General features: G+C 48.3%; 21 protein-coding genes. 20 read left to right on the top strand and 1 reads right to left on the bottom strand.

Annotated features, from left to right (window positions below):
* Positions 1–65: 65 nt before the first annotated feature.
* The 6 genes from fapR (at position 66) to rnc (ending at position 4429) form a co-directional block, all read left to right on the top strand.
* Entirely contained in the window at positions 66–635 is a 570-nt protein-coding gene (gene fapR, locus ASG02_RS07375) for a transcription factor FapR (RefSeq protein ID WP_056062267.1), read from the top strand.
* Complete coding sequence (plsX, locus tag ASG02_RS07370) at positions 632–1627, top strand: phosphate acyltransferase PlsX (RefSeq protein ID WP_056062264.1); 996 nt, start codon at positions 632–634, stop codon at positions 1625–1627. The genes fapR and plsX overlap by 4 nt, the downstream gene beginning before the upstream one ends.
* Before the next feature lie 16 nt (positions 1628–1643).
* The gene (gene fabD, locus ASG02_RS07365) at positions 1644–2564 is read left to right on the top strand and encodes an ACP S-malonyltransferase (protein ID WP_056062261.1); all 921 of its coding nucleotides are present in this window, start codon (positions 1644–1646) and stop codon (positions 2562–2564) included.
* A complete protein-coding gene (gene fabG, locus ASG02_RS07360) occupies positions 2561–3292 on the top strand; it encodes a 3-oxoacyl-[acyl-carrier-protein] reductase (protein ID WP_056062260.1) in 732 nt (243 codons plus the stop codon). The genes fabD and fabG overlap by 4 nt, the downstream gene beginning before the upstream one ends.
* Before the next feature lie 70 nt (positions 3293–3362).
* Complete coding sequence (gene acpP / locus ASG02_RS07355) at positions 3363–3602, top strand: acyl carrier protein (protein ID WP_029342095.1); 240 nt, start codon at positions 3363–3365, stop codon at positions 3600–3602.
* A gap of 56 nt (positions 3603–3658) precedes the next feature.
* Positions 3659–4429 carry a ribonuclease III gene (rnc, locus tag ASG02_RS07350; protein WP_035406932.1) on the top strand — a complete coding sequence of 257 codons (771 nt, stop codon included), beginning with the start codon at positions 3659–3661 and terminating at the stop codon, positions 4427–4429.
* A gap of 70 nt (positions 4430–4499) precedes the next feature.
* On the opposite strand, the gene ASG02_RS07345 is transcribed toward rnc, so the two are convergent.
* Positions 4500–4700 (bottom strand): DUF1128 family protein, encoded by a 201-nt coding sequence (locus tag ASG02_RS07345; RefSeq protein WP_023468746.1) that lies wholly within the window; start codon positions 4698–4700, stop codon positions 4500–4502.
* Between the two features lie 126 nt (positions 4701–4826).
* Between ASG02_RS07345 and smc the strand changes: the two genes are divergently transcribed.
* The 14 genes from smc (at position 4827) to sucC (ending at position 18148) form a co-directional block, all read left to right on the top strand.
* Entirely contained in the window at positions 4827–8390 is a 3564-nt protein-coding gene (gene smc / locus ASG02_RS07340; RefSeq protein ID WP_056062255.1) for a chromosome segregation protein SMC, read from the top strand.
* A complete protein-coding gene (ftsY, locus tag ASG02_RS07335; RefSeq protein ID WP_035406938.1) occupies positions 8387–9391 on the top strand; it encodes a signal recognition particle-docking protein FtsY in 1005 nt (334 codons plus the stop codon). The genes smc and ftsY overlap by 4 nt, the downstream gene beginning before the upstream one ends.
* A 99-nt stretch (positions 9392–9490) precedes the next feature.
* Positions 9491–9811: a putative DNA-binding protein gene (locus tag ASG02_RS07330; RefSeq protein WP_023468743.1), complete on the top strand. Its 321-nt coding sequence runs from the start codon at positions 9491–9493 to the stop codon at positions 9809–9811.
* Positions 9812–9823: 12 nt separating this feature from the next.
* Positions 9824–11173, top strand: coding sequence for a signal recognition particle protein (ffh, locus tag ASG02_RS07325; RefSeq protein ID WP_023468742.1), 1350 nt, complete (start codon positions 9824–9826; stop codon positions 11171–11173).
* A gap of 93 nt (positions 11174–11266) precedes the next feature.
* Positions 11267–11542, top strand: coding sequence for a 30S ribosomal protein S16 (gene rpsP / locus ASG02_RS07320; protein WP_023468741.1), 276 nt, complete (start codon positions 11267–11269; stop codon positions 11540–11542).
* A 62-nt stretch (positions 11543–11604) separates the two neighbouring features.
* The gene (gene rimM / locus ASG02_RS07315) at positions 11605–12114 is read left to right on the top strand and encodes a ribosome maturation factor RimM (protein WP_056062252.1); all 510 of its coding nucleotides are present in this window, start codon (positions 11605–11607) and stop codon (positions 12112–12114) included.
* Positions 12111–12839 carry a tRNA (guanosine(37)-N1)-methyltransferase TrmD gene (gene trmD, locus ASG02_RS07310; protein ID WP_035406944.1) on the top strand — a complete coding sequence of 243 codons (729 nt, stop codon included), beginning with the start codon at positions 12111–12113 and terminating at the stop codon, positions 12837–12839. The genes rimM and trmD overlap by 4 nt, the downstream gene beginning before the upstream one ends.
* Before the next feature lie 112 nt (positions 12840–12951).
* The gene (gene rplS, locus ASG02_RS07305; RefSeq protein ID WP_023468738.1) at positions 12952–13305 is read left to right on the top strand and encodes a 50S ribosomal protein L19; all 354 of its coding nucleotides are present in this window, start codon (positions 12952–12954) and stop codon (positions 13303–13305) included.
* 104 nt (positions 13306–13409) lie between these two features.
* A complete protein-coding gene (gene lepB, locus ASG02_RS07300) occupies positions 13410–13949 on the top strand; it encodes a signal peptidase I (protein ID WP_035406947.1) in 540 nt (179 codons plus the stop codon).
* 147 nt (positions 13950–14096) lie between these two features.
* The gene (ylqF, locus tag ASG02_RS07295) at positions 14097–14960 is read left to right on the top strand and encodes a ribosome biogenesis GTPase YlqF (RefSeq protein WP_035409511.1); all 864 of its coding nucleotides are present in this window, start codon (positions 14097–14099) and stop codon (positions 14958–14960) included.
* Between the two features lie 51 nt (positions 14961–15011).
* Positions 15012–15764, top strand: coding sequence for a ribonuclease HII (locus tag ASG02_RS07290; protein WP_056062249.1), 753 nt, complete (start codon positions 15012–15014; stop codon positions 15762–15764).
* Between the two features lie 12 nt (positions 15765–15776).
* Entirely contained in the window at positions 15777–16643 is an 867-nt protein-coding gene (locus tag ASG02_RS07285; RefSeq protein WP_056062246.1) for a flagellar hook-length control protein FliK, read from the top strand.
* A complete protein-coding gene (locus tag ASG02_RS07280) occupies positions 16640–16900 on the top strand; it encodes an EscU/YscU/HrcU family type III secretion system export apparatus switch protein (protein ID WP_056062244.1) in 261 nt (86 codons plus the stop codon). Before ASG02_RS07285 ends, ASG02_RS07280 begins: the two co-directional genes overlap by 4 nt.
* Positions 16901–16987: 87 nt before the next feature.
* Positions 16988–18148 (top strand): ADP-forming succinate--CoA ligase subunit beta, encoded by a 1161-nt coding sequence (gene sucC / locus ASG02_RS07275; RefSeq protein ID WP_023468732.1) that lies wholly within the window; start codon positions 16988–16990, stop codon positions 18146–18148.
* Positions 18149–18153: the final 5 nt, after the last annotated feature.

The raw sequence follows: 18153 nt of genomic DNA, 5'->3' as shown, positions 1-18153 counted from the left end.
GGGATATATACTACTGTTAGTACCAGGTAATAATAGTAGTCATCCTTCTTGTGGGAGGAACGTACATGCGGGTACCTAAAAAAGAGAGACAACAAGAATTATTACAGACGATCGAGCAAAATCCGTTCATCACGGATGAAGCGCTGGCGACACGATTTCGTGTCAGTATCCAGACGATTCGTCTGGACCGGATGGAATTAAAAATTCCGGAATTACGGGAGCGAATTAAACATGTCGCGACTGAACGCCTGGATGATGTGCGTACGTTGACTGAAAATGAAGTCATTGGTGATATGATTGACCTGAAACTTGATACATCTGCCATCTCGATCCTTGAGGTTTTGCCGGAACATGCGTTTAGTCGAAATGCAATCGCCCGTGGACATATCTTGTTCGCACAGGCGAACTCGCTTGCGATTGCGCTCATCGATGATGAACTCGCGTTAACGACCCGTGCGAACGTTCAGTTCACACGCTCCGTCCACGTCGGAGAACGCGTTGTCGCGAAGGCATTCGTCAGTTCCCATCGCCAAGATGGACGTTCTGACATCACGGTAGAGAGTTATGTCGGTGAAGAATGTGTCTTTATCGGCGAATTCACAGTGTATCGAAGTAGTAAGGAGGAATCGAAATGATTTTAGCAGTTGACGCCATGGGGGGCGACCATGCACCCCGTGCCATCGTAGAAGGGGTCGTTGCCTATCTGGCAGAACGTCCAAACGACAACATCGATATCCGACTAGTCGGAGATGAGTTGAAGTTACGCTCATACACAATCGAGGATCCGCGCGTGACGATCGTCCACGCAGCATCCGTCATCACCGGAGAAGATGGACCGGTACGTGCCATTCGCCGCAAGAAAGATAGCTCACTCGTTGTGGCTGCAAACCTGGTGAAATCAGGAGAAGCAGATGCCTTGATTTCAGCAGGCAACACGGGAGCGCTCATGACTGCCGGATTGTTCGTCATCGGTCGGATCGAAGGAGTTGACCGTCCTGCACTGGCCCCGACTTTCCCGACACGTAATGGGAAGGGTGTCGTCATCTTAGATGTCGGCGCCAACCCGGATGCGAAGGCAGAGCATTTGCTCGATTATGCCATCATGGGGTCTGTCTACGCAGAACAAGTTCGCGGTATCACACGTCCTAAAGTCGGGCTCCTGAATATCGGATCAGAAGCCGGTAAAGGGAATGCATTGACGAAGGAAACGTATCCGCTACTTGAGACAGCACCGATTCATTTCGTTGGGAACGTCGAGGCGAGAGAAGCGATGAGCGGTGACGTCGATGTCATCGTTACGGAAGGTTTTGCCGGCAACACGTTACTTAAGAGTACTGAAGGGGCAGCCAGTATGATCATGGGTGTCATGAAAGAACAATTCATGAGCTCGTGGACATCAAAGCTCGCCGCTCTCGTACTTAAACCGAAGTTGAAAAAAATGAAGCAGTTGCTCGCCTATGAAGAATATGGTGGTGCCGGACTATTCGGTATTGCGGCTCCGGTCATCAAGGCGCATGGATCAAGTAATGCCTATGCATTCAGCAGAGCGCTCGTTCAAGCTGAAAAGATGGTCGAACAAGAAGTCGTTGCCAAAATCGTTCAGGCGAAAGCAACTGAAGCACGTTAAGAAGGAGTGAGACGAGATGGGGAAAACAGTTTGGATGTTTCCGGGACAAGGGTCACAGACGTCTGGAATGGGACAGACGCTCATCACGCAAGACGAGACACGCCAAGCACTCGCTGACCTCGGAACGCGAATTGGTCTGGATCTGACGACGCTGATGACGACAGGGACGAAGGATGAATTGAAAGCGACGGATATCGCTCAACCAGCCATCGTCGCACACAGTGCATTACTCGCACAGCAGTACGCAGCACAAGGAAATACACCTGATTTCGTACTCGGACACAGTGTTGGAGAATATAGCGCGCTCGTCGCAGCTTCTGTCATCACACCGTCTGAAGCCGTCTATCTCGTCCGCGAACGCGGAAAACTCATGAATCAAGTCACGGGTGGAACGATGGCAGCAGTCATTGGCATGAATGATGTCGAGGCAGCCCATCACGCGGTTGAATCAATTGCGGCAACGGGAGAAATCGTTCAAATCGCCAACTACAACTGTCCTGGACAATTCGTCATCTCTGGACAAATCGCGGCGGTCGAATCTGCCACAGCGAAGTTAAAAGAGCTCGGAGCAAAACGAGTCTTACCACTTGATGTCTCGGGTGCGTTCCATTCGTCGCTCATGACACCTTTCGCACCACGATTCGAAGATATTCTCGTATCATCACCGTTTAAAGCGGCGAAGACGAAATTCATCTCGAACGTTGATTGTGCATTTCACGATCAACCAGACGAATTGATTCGTTTGCTCGTTCAGCAACTCTATTCGCCGGTCCGGTTCGAATCATGCGTCGAGCGTCTCATCGAAGAGGGTGCGGATACGTTCATCGAGTTCGGTCCGTCATCTCCACTTAGCGGTCTCGTGAAACGAATCAAAAAAGATGCGAAAATCATCAGCATCACGACACTTGAGCAATTGGAAGCGGAGGGAATTCGTTGAGTAAAGTAGCACTCGTCACTGGCGCGTCACGCGGTATCGGAGCTGCCATCGCAAAGCGATTGGCAACAGATGGTTTCCGTGTCGTCGTCAACTATGCAGGAAGCACGGACAAGGCGGAAGCTGTCGTCCGTGAAATCAAGGAAGCAGGCGGTGAAGCACTCGCGATTCAAGCGAATGTCGCTGAAGCGGATGCTGTCAAACAGATGATCAAACAAACGATTGATGCGTTCGGTCAACTGGATTGTGTCGTCAATAATGCCGGCATCACGCGCGATGGTTTACTGATGCGTATGAAGGAAGCAGACTTTGATGCCGTCGTCGATACGAACCTGAAAGGGGCGTTTCTTGTCACACAGGCCGCGACACGTCCATTGTTAAAAACAAGCGGTCGTATCATCAATATCGCATCAGTCGTCGGTATTTCTGGAAATCCAGGGCAAGCGAACTATGTCGCAGCGAAAGCGGGTCTGATCGGGCTGACGAAATCCGTCGCACGTGAACTCGCTAGTAAGGGCGTCACAGTCAATGCCATCTGTCCAGGCTTCATCGAGACGGACATGACGGATGAATTGACAGAAGAACAGCGGAACCTGTCACTCGGGCAAATTCCGTTGAAACGCTTCGGTCAAACCGACGATATCGCTTCACTCGTCAGCTTCATTGCTTCAGATGAAGCACGATACATCACAGGTCAAACTCTAGCCGTCGATGGCGGCATGACAATGTAACACAACTAACGGTAGTACTTTGCCAAATCGGCAATCATCTTATATACTCAACTCATGGAGGGATTTTAAAATGACAAAAGAACAAATCTTAGTAGACGTACAAGAAGCAATCGCAGAAAAATTAGGTAAAGAACAAAGTGAAATCACACTTGATAAGTCGTTCAAAGACGACCTCGGAGCTGACTCTCTTGAAGTCATGGAACTCGTCATGGACTTAGAAGACAAGTTCGAAATCACGATCGAAGATGAGCAAGCAGAAAACTTGAAGACTGTCGGCGATGTCGTCAACTACATCGAAACACAAGTCTGATCATTGAAGCTGACCCACCGCAATTTGCGGTGGGCTTTAGCTGTTTAGGAGGAACTATGACGAATCAAAAAGGACGTCGTGTCCGAAAAGGACCCTATGTAAAACGACGCAAGGATGCTCGGACGCTCGCTCAGATCGAGCAAAAATTCGAAGCGTTACAAGAGCGTCTGAATATCAGGTTTTCTAATGTTGAGCTATTGAAACAAGCCTTCACGCACTCTTCGTTCGTCAATGAACAACGTGAGTCGGAAGGGGATAACGAACGCCTAGAATTTTTAGGGGACGCTGTCTTAGAGTTGACGGTGTCACGCTATCTATTCGAACACTACCCGGAACGTTCCGAGGGGGAATTAACGAAATTGCGAGCGGCGATCGTCTGTGAACCGTCACTCGTCCAATTTGCGAATCACTATCAGTTTTCCGATATGATTCTGTTAGGTAAGGGGGAAGAACTGACCGGTGGTCGGAATCGTCCAGCCTTACTTGCGGATGTCTTCGAATCCTTCATTGGCGCCTTGTATCTTGACCAAGGCATCGAAGCAGCCGAACGATTCCTCGCCGAAGCGGTTTTTCCGAAAGTGGCGACAGGCTTTTTCGAAGAACAGACAGATTTCAAGAGTCAATTACAGGAAGCGATTCAACGTGTCGGTTTAGGTGTCATCGAGTATGAAATTATCGAGGAACGCGGTCCGGCGCATAGTCGGGAGTTCATCTCTCGTGTTCAAGTCGCGGATGAGCTCGAAGGGATTGGAACGGGGCGTTCGAAAAAAGAGGCAGAACAACAAGCGGCAAAACAAGCCTTACTTGAATTAAAAAAACAGTTTTAAGCAACAAAAGGCCGACCATCTCTCGAACGCACAAGAGATGATCGGCTTTTATCGTGTGGTGCTTACTCGATTAAACAGTCTTAAGGGATTTCAGTTCGTCGACGATCGCGTCGACCTCTGCAAGTGATAGCGAGTCTCGCATCATGACGAACTCATAAATCTCTTTTAAGTCCTCATTTTTTGAGCCATCGAACTGTTCTGCTTTAATGACCCCTTTGTTGATGATATTCAATTTATCTAAGATTGCTTCAATCATTTGTTCAATCGTCATCGTGTTATTCGCTCCTCTTCTTCTTGTTTCGCATGATACTACCTTAAAACCTATCATGTTGCTAGCGTTTCGGCTATGGTAAACTGAAAGAAATTCAAAAGAAATTTAAACATACGGGTGATCAAGATGTACTTAAAACGAATTGAAATCAATGGCTTCAAATCATTTGCCAATCGAACTGAACTAGAATTCCTTCCGGGTGTCACGGCAGTCGTCGGACCGAACGGAAGTGGAAAATCAAATATATCGGACGCTGTCCGTTGGGTGCTCGGAGAACAATCTGCGAAGTCACTACGTGGGGCGAAGATGGAAGACGTCATTTTTGCCGGCAGTTTGTCTGAACACCGAAAACAATTTGCAGAAGTGACGCTCGTCTTAGATAACGAGTCGGGAACGGTCGCGTTACCTTATCAGGAGATCAGTGTTACACGTCGTGTCAGCCGTAATGGCGATAGCGATTATTTTTTAAATAAAAAACCATGTCGCCTGAAGGATGTCCTTGATTTGTTCATGGACACAGGCTTGTCGCGTGACGCCTTTGCGATTATCGGACAGGGTCGGGTCGAACAAGTCATTTCCGGAAAACCGGAAGAACGTCGTGCTGTCATTGAAGAAGCAGCAGGCGTCTTGAAGTATCGTCATCGCAAAAAGCAAGCCGAGCGGAAATTAAGTGATACGGAAGCGAATCTATCGCGTGTCGATGATATTTTATATGAACTTGGTGGACGAATCGAGCCGTTACGTGAACAAGCGGCGCTCGCGAAAGAGTATCTCGTCGCTCGAGAACGGCATGATGTACTGGAACGTGGCATCTTGGCGCATGAAATCACGACGTATCAGACGGAGCTCGAAACACTGGCGCGTGATATCGCACAATGTGAAGAACGTCTTGCATCTCAAAAGACAACTCACGAAGAGACCGTCGTGTCCCGGGAGAAACAAGAAGCGACGCTTGAAGAAGAACGACAACAAGAAAACGCTTTGCAGGAGCAACTTCGACATGTCTCGACGCGACTTGTTGAGATCCAAGGTGCCCTTAACCTAGCAAAAGAACGTGAAAAACACGGGACCGAGACGAAAGAGCGACTCGAACAAGAGGTCGCGATCGTCGAAGAACGCGTCAAGGAACTAGAACTCGAACTAACCGCTTTACAGGAACGCCAAGCAGAAGTCGATCAGGAAGCAAAACGGATTACGGCTGAGCGAGAACGAGCTGATCAAGCGTTGACACAAACTGATCGTGATTTTGATAAGGAAGCCGAAGCATTACGTTCGGAAGCCTTTGAAGTGGCGAGCCGATTGGCTGCGACGAATAATGCCTATAATCGGGCGAAGCAAGATCTCATGCAGGCAGAAGAACAACAACGTTCCTTTACGGTGGATAGCGGTACGAAGCAGTCGACCCGTCGTCAACTTGAGGAAGACGTCGCTCGATTAGAAGCGGACGTTGCTTCGATCCGGACAGAATTAGATCAAGTGACTGAGGAAGAGGCAACGGCACTCGCAGCACGAGACGAACAACAACATGCGTTACGCCAAGTTGAACAGTCCGTTGCGGATTTAGAGCGACGTCGTCATAAGACGGAAGATCGGATTGAATTTCTTGAATCCGTCAAAGCCGACTATAGCGGTTATTTCGGTGCCGTTAAGACGATATTAAAACAACGAGATCATTACCCAGGTATTCACGGAGCGGTCGCGGAGTTGATTTCGGTCCCTGCGCGATTTGAAGCGGCAATCGAGACGGCGCTTGGTGGGGCAATGCAAAACATCGTCGTTGATACCGATGCGACAGGACGTCGTCTAATCCAGGAACTGCGACGCTTAAATGCCGGTCGAGCGACGTTCATGCCGCTCGCCTCACTCCAAACACGTGAAGTCAACCGTTCGGTGCGAGAACAAGTCGGGGAGATGTCTGGATTCGTCGGGATCGCAAGTGATCTTGTGACGACAGACGAGACGCTGACGAAATTAAAGATGAACTTACTCGGTACGACACTCGTCGTCGAATCACTTGAACAAGCGAACCAAATTGCCCGTTCGACAGGACATCGCTATCGTCTCGTCACGCTCGAAGGAGATGTCGTCAACGTCGGTGGAACGATGACCGGCGGAAGTCGGAAAAAAGGCACACCATTGTTCAGTCAATCGCGCGAGCTCGACGAGTTAAAAGAGGGACTGACGCGAGGGCAAGCGGTCATTCGAGAGCAGATGCGCCGCTTGGAAGATCTAAGAGCGGCGATTCAGACGCTTGATGCTACTGCTCGGACGCGGACAGAAACGATTCAAGAATTACAAGGACAACTCGAGCAATCGCGGGATACGTTGGCAGATGCGAAGCGTCACCTCGCCGTCATGACGTCCGAATTATCGGTTGAAGACCGGCAGATGGCACGTGTGCTCGAACAAGAACAGGAAGCACGCCGTATCATCGAAATGTCAGAAGTCGAGATCGCGAAATGGACGGAACGTCAAACAGAGCTCAGACAAGCACTTGATCGTCTTAAGGATGCTCAAGCTCGTGGTGCCGTCACGATGGACGAACTGAAGAAGGAACAAGCAGAAGCAGTTCTTGAAGAGCGGACGATTCAAATGAAACAAGCGCAACTCACGCAAGATATCGAGCGTCTGACGGAACAGGTCAGTCACGCGAAGCTTGAACGTGGTCATAAACGCCGTGACTTGCGTCATGTCCTCGAAGGATTCGACGAAGCGAAAATCGATGCCTTGCACGCGGAACAGCGCGAACAGGAACAGGAACAACAACGGGTCGAGACCGAACTCGTCGCGATCGGGCAACGGATTCAAGTGCAGGCAGAATCCTTGCGCTTAATTCGAATTCGCGAAGCGAAGACGAAGGACGATCAACAAACGACGAAACAGGCACTTGAGCAATTACGACTCTCACAAGGGAAAACGAGTACACGCCTTGAGACAAGACAAGAAATGCTCGAAGAGATGGGATTACTGCTCGAGTTGATCGCTCCGCTCGATCAATCGTATGATGAGGCGAAAGAGGAAATTCATCTGCTCAAGCGTCAACTCGAAGAAATCGGCATCGTCAATATCGGTGCAATCGAAGAATTCGCGGAAGTCGATGAACGGTTTACGTTCCTATCGGCGCAACGAGATGATCTCGTCGCCGCTAAAACGGATCTCTATGGTGTCATTGAAGAGATGGACCGGGAAGTCATTCGATTGTTCCGACAAACGTATGATGCCGTCCGTGAGCATTTCCGAGAAACGTTCCGGGAGTTGTTCGGGGGTGGAGAAGCCGACCTTGTACTCGTCGATCCGACTGATCTACTGACGAGCGGAATCGATATCGTCGCGAAACCGCCAGGCAAAAAGCTACAAAATTTGTCGCTCTTGTCAGGTGGAGAGCGTGCCTTGACGGCGATCGCTCTCTTGTTCGCGATTCTAAAGACCCGTCCTGTCCCATTCTGTGTCCTCGATGAAGTCGAGGCGGCACTTGATGAAGCGAACGTCGCGCGATTCGGCGAATTCGTCCATCAGCTAGCGCGCGAGACACAGTTCGTCATCATCACCCATCGGAAAGGAACGATGGAGGCGGCAGACGTCTTGTACGGCGTCACGATGCAGCAAAACGGGATATCTGAAGTGTTATCCGTTAAACTAGAAGAGGCACGACGTACATTAAGTGAAGAACCAAAGGAGATTAAACAATGAGTTTCTTTAAAAAACTGAAAGACCGCTTGACGACTTCGACGCAAGAAGTCACGACGAAATTCACACAAGGACTGACGAAGACACGCGATGGACTGGCAAGTGCCGTCAATGATCTCGTCTATCGTTTCCGCGAAGTCGATGAGGATTTCTTCGAAGAATTAGAGGAAGTATTGATTCAAGCCGACGTCGGCGTGACGACGACAATGGATTTGGTCGAGGAGTTAAAGACAGAAGTTAAACGACGTAACGTCAAGGATCCAAAAGAAGTACGTGATGTCCTCGTTGAAGTCGTCGCGAAGATGTTAGTTGAAGAGGAAGAGACAGCACTCGATCTCGATCATGAGCTGAACGTCATTCTCTTCGTCGGTGTTAATGGGGTCGGGAAGACGACGACGATCGGGAAACTTGCGAACCGCTTGAAACAAGAAGGCAAGAGCGTCATGTTAGCAGCGGGTGATACGTTCCGTGCGGGTGCAATCGATCAACTGCAAGTCTGGGGCGAACGCTCCGGTGTACCGGTCATCCGTCAAGGAGAAGGATCGGATCCGGCCGCTGTTGTTTACGACGCTGTCCAAGCAGCTAAAGCACGTAAGGTCGATGTCCTGATTTGCGATACGGCAGGACGCCTTCAAAACAAGGTCAACCTGATGAACGAACTTGAAAAGGTCAAACGTGTCATCGAACGTGAAATTCCAGGCGCTCCTCACGAAGTATTGCTGGCGCTTGACGCGACGACAGGACAAAACGCGATGGTGCAGGCGAAAGCCTTCAAACAAGCGACGAACGTCAGCGGGATCGTCTTGACGAAGCTTGATGGAACGGCAAAAGGTGGAATCGTCCTTGCGATCAAGAACGAATTGAACCTCCCGGTCAAGTTCGTTGGTCTTGGTGAAAAAATCGATGATTTACAACCGTTTGATGCAGAACAATTCGTGTATGGATTGTTCGGTGATGTCTTTGAAGAAAAAGAAAACGTTGACACGGAAGAAAGCGCAGAATAAGCGACGTTTCATGTAAAGAAAAAAACTTGACAACACACTGTGAGGGCTGTACTATACTATCTGTAAAGGAATTTCACTTAACATTGCGGAGGTGCTCGGATGACACTTGATAAAACGAACCGGATGAACTATCTGATTGACTTTTATCAGGAGCTTTTGACGCCAAAACAACGGAATTACATGTCACTCTATTACTTAGATGACTTTTCCTTAGGTGAGATCGCCGATGAGTTTGAAGTCAGCCGACAAGCAGTCTACGACAACATAAAACGCACGGAAGCCATGCTCGAGCAGTATGAAGAACGACTATCCCTGTTCAAGAAACACGAACGGCGAAAGCAGTTACTCGATCAGCTGAAGCAATGCGACCTTCCGGGTGAAGCCCTAGTGATCATTGAGACATTGGAGCAATTAGAGTAGGAGGCATTCTTAATGGCATTCGAAGGATTATCGGAACGGCTTCAAGCCAGTCTCGCTAAAATGCGAGGTAAAGGTAAGATTTCTGAAGCAGACGTCAAAGAGATGATGCGCGAAGTTCGCTTAGCGCTACTCGAAGCCGACGTCAACTTCAAGGTCGTCAAACAATTCGTAAATGATGTAAAGGAACGTGCCGTCGGACAGGACGTCATGACATCTTTGACGCCAGGGCAACAAGTCGTCAAGATCGTCCATGATGAATTGACGAATCTGATGGGTGCGGAAGTGTCACCATTGACGCTTGCGAACCGTCCTCCGACCGTCATCATGATGACAGGTCTGCAAGGGGCAGGTAAAACAACGACAACGGGTAAGCTTGCCAATCATTTACGTAAAAAACATAATCGTAGTCCTTTGCTTGTTGCGGCGGATATTTATCGTCCGGCAGCAATCAAACAATTAGAGACACTCGGGAAACAATTGGAGTTGCCGGTCTTCTCAATGGGAGATCAGGTCAGTCCGCAAGAAATCGTTACCGGTGCACTCGATTATGCAAAAGAGCATCATCACGATATCGTGTTGATCGATACGGCAGGTCGTCTGCACGTCGATGAGGAACTAATGCAGGAACTCGTTGATGTTAAAGAGATCGCCAAACCGCATGAAATCTTCCTTGTCGTCGATTCGATGACGGGTCAGGACGCCGTCAACGTCGCAGAAAGCTTCAACGAGAAGCTTGGCGTGACGGGGGTTGTTCTGACGAAGCTCGACGGAGATACGCGAGGTGGTGCAGCACTCTCCATCAAGGCAGTCACCGGAGCACCGATTAAATTCGTCGGTCTTGGAGAGAAGCTCGATGCCATCGAACCATTCTATCCCGAGCGGATGGCGTCTCGGATTCTAGGCATGGGAGACATGCTGACACTGATTGAAAAAGCAGAGTCACAAATGGACGCTACGCGTGCCAAAGAGTTAGAAAGCAAAATGCGCGATGCATCGTTTACATTCGATGATTTCATCGAGCAGTTGCAGCAAGTGAAACAGATGGGTCCACTCGACGAACTGTTGGGAATGATCCCTGGGGCAGGTAAAGGGAAGATGAAGGGGTTGAAAAACGCCCAAATCGATGAGAAGCAACTCGTGTATGTCGAAGCGATTATCCAATCGATGACGAAACGAGAGCGGACTGAACCTGAAATCTTGAATGCGAGTCGTCGGAAGCGGATTGCCCGTGGTAGCGGACGCAGTATCCAAGAAGTCAACCGTCTCATTAAACAGTTCGAAGACATGCGGAAAATGATGAAACAATTTTCCGGACAGATGGGCAAAGGGAAAAAGAAAGGCTTTGGCCTTCCATTCTTTTAAAAGTCTTTTCTCTTTTGCTGTAACGTTGTATACTAATGAAGTTGTCAATTTGACTAAACGAAAAAATCATCTATTATTTGGAGGGACTTACGAATGGCAGTTAAAATTCGTCTTAAGCGCATGGGCGCAAAAAAATCACCTTTCTACCGTGTGGTAGTAGCAGACTCACGTGCACCACGTGATGGTCGTTTCATCGAGCAAATCGGATACTACAATCCAGTTGCTAAACCAGAAGCAGAAGTTAAAATCAACGAAGAGCTAGCTCTTAAATGGCTCTCTGAAGGTGCTAAACCTTCGGACACAGTTCGTAACCTCTTCTCACAAGCTGGTATCATGGAGAAATTCCACAACGCGAAACTCGCGAAGTAAGACGTTAGGAGGTGAGCAAAAGCTTACCTCCTTTTTTTAATTCAAGAAAGGAAGTGAAATGAATGGAATGGTTGGAAATTGCGAAAATCGCCAATACACATGGTCTAAAAGGTGAATTAAAGTTACTCGCGAGCACGGATTTTCCGGAGGAACGCTTTAAAGTCGGGAAGGAAGTTTTTCTTGGATCTGACGGAACGTACACACCGGTGACAATCAGTGGTTACCGAAAACACAAACAATTCATCATGGTGACGTTCAAAGGGATGCACCATATCAATGACGTCGAGAAGTATAAAGGATTGAAACTCTATGTCCACGCAGAAGATTTACAAGACTTAGACGAGCATGAATTTTACTATCATGAGATCATCGGTTGTACGGTTTATGACGGTGAGACGAAAATCGGAGTCGTATCCGACATTCTTGAAACAGGCGCAAATGACGTCTGGACGATCAAACGCGATGGGAAAAAGGATGTCCTAATCCCGTATATCGAGCAAGTCGTTGCTTCCGTCGATGTCGAGCAAAAACGTATCCAAATCACACCGCTTCCAGGATTGATTGAAGAATGAACATCCGAGTGTTGACGCTGTTTCCGGAAATGTTTTCAGCGCTCGATCATTCAATAGTCAAACGAGCGCAAGATGATGAACGTGTCAGTCTTGAAACAATCAATTTTCGAGACTTCTCGACGAATCGTCATGGTAAAGTCGATGATTATCCGTATGGTGGGGGAGCAGGCATGCTGTTGACCCCTCAACCCGTCTTCGACGCGATGGCGAGTCTGCCGGAAGGAAAACGACGAATCATCGTCATGACACCGACCGGTAAACGTTTTTCGCAACGGATGGCAGAAGAGTGGGCACAAGAAGAAGAACTGGTCTTCCTATGTGGTCATTACGAAGGATTTGATCAGCGGATTCATGATCACCTTGTAACGGATGAGGTCTCGCTTGGGGACTTCGTCTTGACGGGAGGGGAACTGGCTGCGATGACAATGATTGACGCTGTCGTCCGTCTCTTGCCAGACGTCCTCGGTGCGTCTGAGAGTCACGAAGACGATTCCTTTTCGACGGGACTTCTTGAATATCCACACTATACACGTCCTGCTGAATATGCCGGATACCAGGTACCCGACGTCTTGTTATCAGGCAACCATGCCCGGATTGCAAAATGGCGACGGGAACAGTCGCTGAAGCGGACATTTGAGCGTCGTCCGGATCTGTTGGCTGACGCTCCATTAACCGAGGATGATCGTCTTTATTTAGAATCGATTTCAGGATTGTCAAACGATTGAATCTATGATAAGTTAAAACATGTGGCAAAAGCCACCCATTAACGATGTTCCGCTGTCGGATGCTGAAAGCAAATGAAGATAAGAACATTGGTGAAAAAAGGAGAAATCATTCATGAACACACAACAATTGTTCCGTGAACTTACACAAGAACAAATCAAGTCAGACGTCCCTGCGTTCCGTCCTGGGGATACAGTCCGTGTACACGTTAAAGTCGTCGAGGGTACGCGTGAGCGTATTCAGCTCTTCGAAGGCGTAGTCATCAAACGTCACGGTGGCGGCATCAGTGAAACATTCACAGTCCGTAAAATTTCTTACGGAGTTGGCGTTGAGCGTGCTTTCCCGCTCCACTCACCACGTGTTGCACAAATCGAAGTTGTTCGCTACGGTAAAGTCCGTCGTGCGAAACTTTACTACCTCCGTAACCTTCGTGGTAAAGCGGCGCGTATTAAAGAAATTCGTCGTTAATCATGTGAAAAAGTGGCTTGTCTCCGGACAAGCTTCTTTTTTTTGTTGTTTATGCGTATACTAGTCCATAGGAAGAAATTGCGTTAATCAAGGGAGTGGAATTCGTGAAGGAGTTATTCAGTTGGGTAAAAGCGCTCGTCGTAGCGCTTGTCATCGCGTTCATCATTCGAACGTTCCTGTTCGTACCCGTCATCGTCGATGGGGAATCGATGATGCCGACCTTACACAATGCGGATCGGATGATCGTCAATAAGATTCCGTATTATTTTAATGAACCAGAAAGAGGCGATATCGTCGTCTTTCATGCAACGGAAACACGCGACTATATCAAACGAGTGATCGCTGTTCCGGGAGATACGATGTATTATAAAGACGATACGTTGTACGTCAACGATAAGAAAGTAGCTGAACCGTATTTAAAAGAGTACAAAGCTCAGATGAATGGTGTTCCATTGACGGAGGACTTTACACTTGAGGAACGGACAGGAAAAACGACTGTTCCAAAAGGGAAGGTATTCGTCATGGGAGATAATCGTCAAAATTCAAAAGATAGTCGTGATATCGGTTTTGTGGATGAGGATCAAATCGTCGGAACGACGAACTTCGTATTCTATCCATTCAATGATGTACGCTCTGTCGATTAAAACGAAAGAAGATGAGACGCTTACCGTGAAAAGTAAGTACCTCATCTTCTTTTCTTGTCTTAAGTTGCGTATACTAGAGAGTGGATGTTTTTTCAAGTATCGTATGATCAGCAAGAAGTCCAGGAATATATGAACGAGGTGAAGGATATGACGATTCAATGGTTCCCCGGTCACATGGCCAAAGCACGGCGGGAAGTTACAGAAAAATTAAAGTTGATCGATGTCGTGATCGAACTTGTCGATGCACGTCTTCCAATGTCGAGCCGTAACCCGATGGTCGAACAAATCACGGCAGGTAAGCCACGATTGATCGTCCTCAACAAAGCGGATATGGCGGACAAACGAGTGACCGAACAGTGGATGCACGCATTACGGGCAGATGGTGTTGATGTCGTCGCGGTCGACGCGAAGCACAATAAAGGATTGAATCAAATTCATGAAGGTGCTTTACGACTAATGAAAGAAAAACATGCACGAATGCGGGAGAAAGGTCGGAATCCGAGTGCGATTCGTGCCTTGATCATCGGCATTCCAAACGTTGGGAAGTCGACACTCATCAATCGACTCGCCGGTCGGAACATTGCGATCACGGGTGACCGCCCAGGTGTGACGAAACGCCAGCAATGGATCAAGATGAAGACAGGCGAGATGGAATTACTCGATACACCAGGTATCCTCTGGCCGAAGTTCGACGATCAAGTCGTCGGGTATCGGTTGGCAGCGACAGGAGCGATCAAGGATGATATCTTAAACATCGACGATATCGCGCTGTTTGCCCTTCGTGAGCTAAAGACGCGTTATCCGGAGCAGTTACGTGAGCGTTATCGTCTCGACGAAGTATCAGGAGAAGCGGTTGATGTACTCGAAGCCATCGGTAAAAAGCGCGGATTCGTTTCAGGTGGCTACGTCGATTTCGAACGGACGAGTGAAATGCTTCTGCATGAACTACGGACGGAAAAGCTAGGGCGTGTGACGCTCGAAACAGTGGAAGAATGGGAAACGCATGCATAACGGACTTGGACATCCTTCGATGTCCAAGTTTTTTTCAAAGGAGCGAAACAGATGAAGATTACGGAATTAAAGGAACGTCTACACAACATCACGATCGAGGAGTTTTCACAATTGAAGCAGGAACTCGCATCGGACGCGCGAAAAGGGGTGCATACACTGTTTCGTCAGACAGAACGACGATTTGCCCTCGAAGAGCAACAACGGATCGATTTCAAGGAGCAGTTCACGTTCGAAGAACAGTATCATCAGCAAGGATATAGACGGATTGCCGGAGTGGATGAAGTGGGACGGGGACCGCTTGCTGGTCCAGTCGTCGCGGCAGCTGTCATCTTACCAGAAGGGTTCTATCATCCAGGACTAACGGATTCAAAACAAATGAGTAAAATACAACGACAAGCGGCATTTAAACACCTACAAGACGTTGCAGAGATTGCGGTCGGCATCATCGAACCAGCTGAAATTGACGAGATCAACATCTATCAAGCATCGAAACGGGCAATGCAAGTCGCGGTTCGTCAACTCAAACCTGAGGCCTTGCTGGTTGATGCGATGACACTCGACGACGACACACCACAACTCTCTCTCATCAAAGGAGATGCGAGAAGTGTCTCCATCGCTGCAGCAAGCGTCGTCGCAAAAGAGACACGAGATGCGATGATGGAACAATACGCGATCGAGTATCCGGGATACGGATTTGAAACTCACGCAGGTTACGGGACTGCGACGCATTTACAAGCACTTGATACACTGGGCGTCACACCGATTCACCGAAAAACATTCCGTCCTGTCAAAGAACGTCTCTAGGAGGGATCGAGCATGCACATCGAACATCGTGCCTTACTACCATTTAAAATCATCGATCATGCGAACTTACCGTTACGGGAAGGCGCAAACATCGTCGGCAAAGTATTAAAACTGTTGCCGGACGGATTAATGGAACTACAGGTCGGTCAACGCGTCTTGACGGCAGGGACGACGGCTGAACTAAAAGAAGGGAGCATGTATCGCTTTCAAGTCGTTTCAGCAGAAGGACAACCGGTCTTAAAAATCATCTCGACTGAGTCTGTCCCGCAAAAATCAGCATTACCCCAGTTACTCGATTCCTTTTTACAGCGCCAGATGGTACCGACTGCGGAAACACGGGAACTACTAAGGCAAATCGGTCAACCCGTGACGGAAGGAGAAGCGAAGCAGTTAAAACACGCTCTTACTGAACTCGTTCAATTGGCAAAGGGCGACGAGGCAGGTCGATCGCTTGATCGAAAGACGAGTGATCAAATTTTAGCGCAACAACTCGTTCAAGCAACAAATGAAGTAGGAAAAGGAGTATATTTATTTCAATTACCTCAATTCGGACCTTTCGAAGATGTTGATCTCATGATGGAAGCACCGTTCGAACGAACGTTTGATCCAAATCATGCCCGGGTCGTCTTATACTTACAATTACCGACGCTTGGTGAGGTCGCAATTGATGTCTTGATCGTAGACCGGAACGTTTCGATTTCCGTCTTTCATCCATACGCACACGTCAATACGTTCATGCAAGCCTATACGCCTCAGATTCAAGCACGACTCGAGGAACAGGGCTATGCGTTGACGCGATTCGATTGGGTCGAACAGACGAAAGAACGCATACCACATGATATCTCGACGCGTAATGGAAGGGTGGATCTCCATATATGAAAAAAGCGATTGCTCTATCATACGAAGAACAAATGCATGCGCCGAAAGTCGTCGCTAAGGGATCAGAACACATCGCGGAACGGATTTTAGAAGAGGCATTAAAGCACGATATTCCGATCCGGCAGGACGAAACGCTGATGACGTTACTGGATGCTGTTCAAGTATCAGAACAGATCCCAGAAGAACTATACGGTGTCATTGCCGAATTATTCGCCTTTTTATATCGTCTTGATCAAAATGGAATTCTGAAAAAATAAAGCTTTCGGTCGATAACGATAGACAGCGCTTCCAATTTTAACTACAATGAAAGAGCCGAAACTAAAGGGGTTAAGGGGGATTTTTTCATGAATGTACATGAGTATCAGGCAAAAGAATTACTTCGTTCGTACGGGGTACCCGTACCAAACGGAATCGCAGCCTTCACCGTCGAAGAGGCGGTCGATGCATCAGAACAATTGTCAGGCCCGATTAAAGTCGTCAAAGCTCAAATTCACGCGGGGGGACGCGGTAAAGCAGGTGGCGTCAAGCTTGCGAAATCGCAAGAAGAAGTGAAGGAATATGCGACGGAGTTACTCGGCAAAACGCTCGTCACGCACCAAACAGGTCCCGAAGGAAAAGTCGTTCAACGTCTTCTCGTCGAAGAAGGCTGTGCGATTGATAAAGAATACTATCTTGGAATCGTACTTGATCGTGTGACAGGACGTGTCGTCATCATGGGATCAAGCGAAGGTGGTATGGACATCGAAGAGGTGGCGGAAGCGACACCGGAAAAAATCATTAAAGAAGTCGTCGATCCTGCAGTTGGTCTTCAAGGATTCCAAGCGCGTAAACTTGCGTTCGCAATGGGTGTTCCTGTGAAGCTCGTCAACAAGTTCGTCGGTATGGTCACGAAACTTTATAATTTCTTCGTCGACAAGGATTGTTCAATCGCAGAAATTAACCCACTCGTTACGACGAAGGATGGCGAAGTTCTCGCGCTGGACGCGAAGTTGAACTTCGACTCGAACGCATTATATCGTCATGCGGACATCGTGGCGTTACGTGATGAAACAGAAGAAGATCCACGCGAAGTCGAAGCATCGAAGAGTGATTTGAACTACATCGCGCTCGATGGAAATATCGGCTGCCTCGTCAATGGTGCTGGTCTTGCCATGGCAACGATGGATATCATCAAACACTTCAGTGGTGATCCTGCGAACTTCCTTGATGTCGGTGGTGGTGCGACGAAGGAGAAGGTAACAGAAGCCTTCAAACTGATCTTGTCGGATGAGAACGTTAAAGGGATTTTCGTTAACATTTTCGGTGGAATCATGAAATGTGACGTCATCGCAGAAGGTATCGTTGCGGCGACAAAAGAAGTCGGTCTCGAATTGCCGCTCGTCGTTCGTCTTGAAGGGACGAATGTTGATGCAGGAAAACAAATTCTCAAAGATTCAGGTCTAGCGATTACAGCAGCTACATCAATGGCAGACGGCGCAGAAAAAATTGCTGCGCTCGTGAAGTAAGGGGG

The organism is Exiguobacterium sp. Leaf196 (assembly GCF_001423965.1).
GTDB lineage: Bacteria > Bacillota > Bacilli > Exiguobacteriales > Exiguobacteriaceae > Exiguobacterium_A.
This window is presented reverse-complemented; position numbering and strand designations above follow the sequence as displayed.

Coding starts and splice junctions, on each gene's coding strand:
- fapR (WP_056062267.1), top strand. CDS start 66: ATGCGGGTACCTAAAAAAGAGAGACAACAAGAATTATTACAGACGATC.
- plsX (WP_056062264.1), top strand. CDS start 632: ATGATTTTAGCAGTTGACGCCATGGGGGGCGACCATGCACCCCGTGCC.
- fabD (WP_056062261.1), top strand. CDS start 1,644: ATGGGGAAAACAGTTTGGATGTTTCCGGGACAAGGGTCACAGACGTCT.
- acpP (WP_029342095.1), top strand. CDS start 3,363: ATGACAAAAGAACAAATCTTAGTAGACGTACAAGAAGCAATCGCAGAA.
- rnc (WP_035406932.1), top strand. CDS start 3,659: ATGACGAATCAAAAAGGACGTCGTGTCCGAAAAGGACCCTATGTAAAA.
- ASG02_RS07345 (WP_023468746.1), bottom strand. CDS start 4,700: ATGACGATTGAACAAATGATTGAAGCAATCTTAGATAAATTGAATATC.
- smc (WP_056062255.1), top strand. CDS start 4,827: ATGTACTTAAAACGAATTGAAATCAATGGCTTCAAATCATTTGCCAAT.
- ftsY (WP_035406938.1), top strand. CDS start 8,387: ATGAGTTTCTTTAAAAAACTGAAAGACCGCTTGACGACTTCGACGCAA.
- ASG02_RS07330 (WP_023468743.1), top strand. CDS start 9,491: ATGACACTTGATAAAACGAACCGGATGAACTATCTGATTGACTTTTAT.
- ffh (WP_023468742.1), top strand. CDS start 9,824: ATGGCATTCGAAGGATTATCGGAACGGCTTCAAGCCAGTCTCGCTAAA.
- rpsP (WP_023468741.1), top strand. CDS start 11,267: ATGGCAGTTAAAATTCGTCTTAAGCGCATGGGCGCAAAAAAATCACCT.
- rimM (WP_056062252.1), top strand. CDS start 11,605: ATGGAATGGTTGGAAATTGCGAAAATCGCCAATACACATGGTCTAAAA.
- trmD (WP_035406944.1), top strand. CDS start 12,111: ATGAACATCCGAGTGTTGACGCTGTTTCCGGAAATGTTTTCAGCGCTC.
- rplS (WP_023468738.1), top strand. CDS start 12,952: ATGAACACACAACAATTGTTCCGTGAACTTACACAAGAACAAATCAAG.
- ylqF (WP_035409511.1), top strand. CDS start 14,097: ATGACGATTCAATGGTTCCCCGGTCACATGGCCAAAGCACGGCGGGAA.
- ASG02_RS07290 (WP_056062249.1), top strand. CDS start 15,012: ATGAAGATTACGGAATTAAAGGAACGTCTACACAACATCACGATCGAG.
- ASG02_RS07285 (WP_056062246.1), top strand. CDS start 15,777: ATGCACATCGAACATCGTGCCTTACTACCATTTAAAATCATCGATCAT.
- ASG02_RS07280 (WP_056062244.1), top strand. CDS start 16,640: ATGAAAAAAGCGATTGCTCTATCATACGAAGAACAAATGCATGCGCCG.
- sucC (WP_023468732.1), top strand. CDS start 16,988: ATGAATGTACATGAGTATCAGGCAAAAGAATTACTTCGTTCGTACGGG.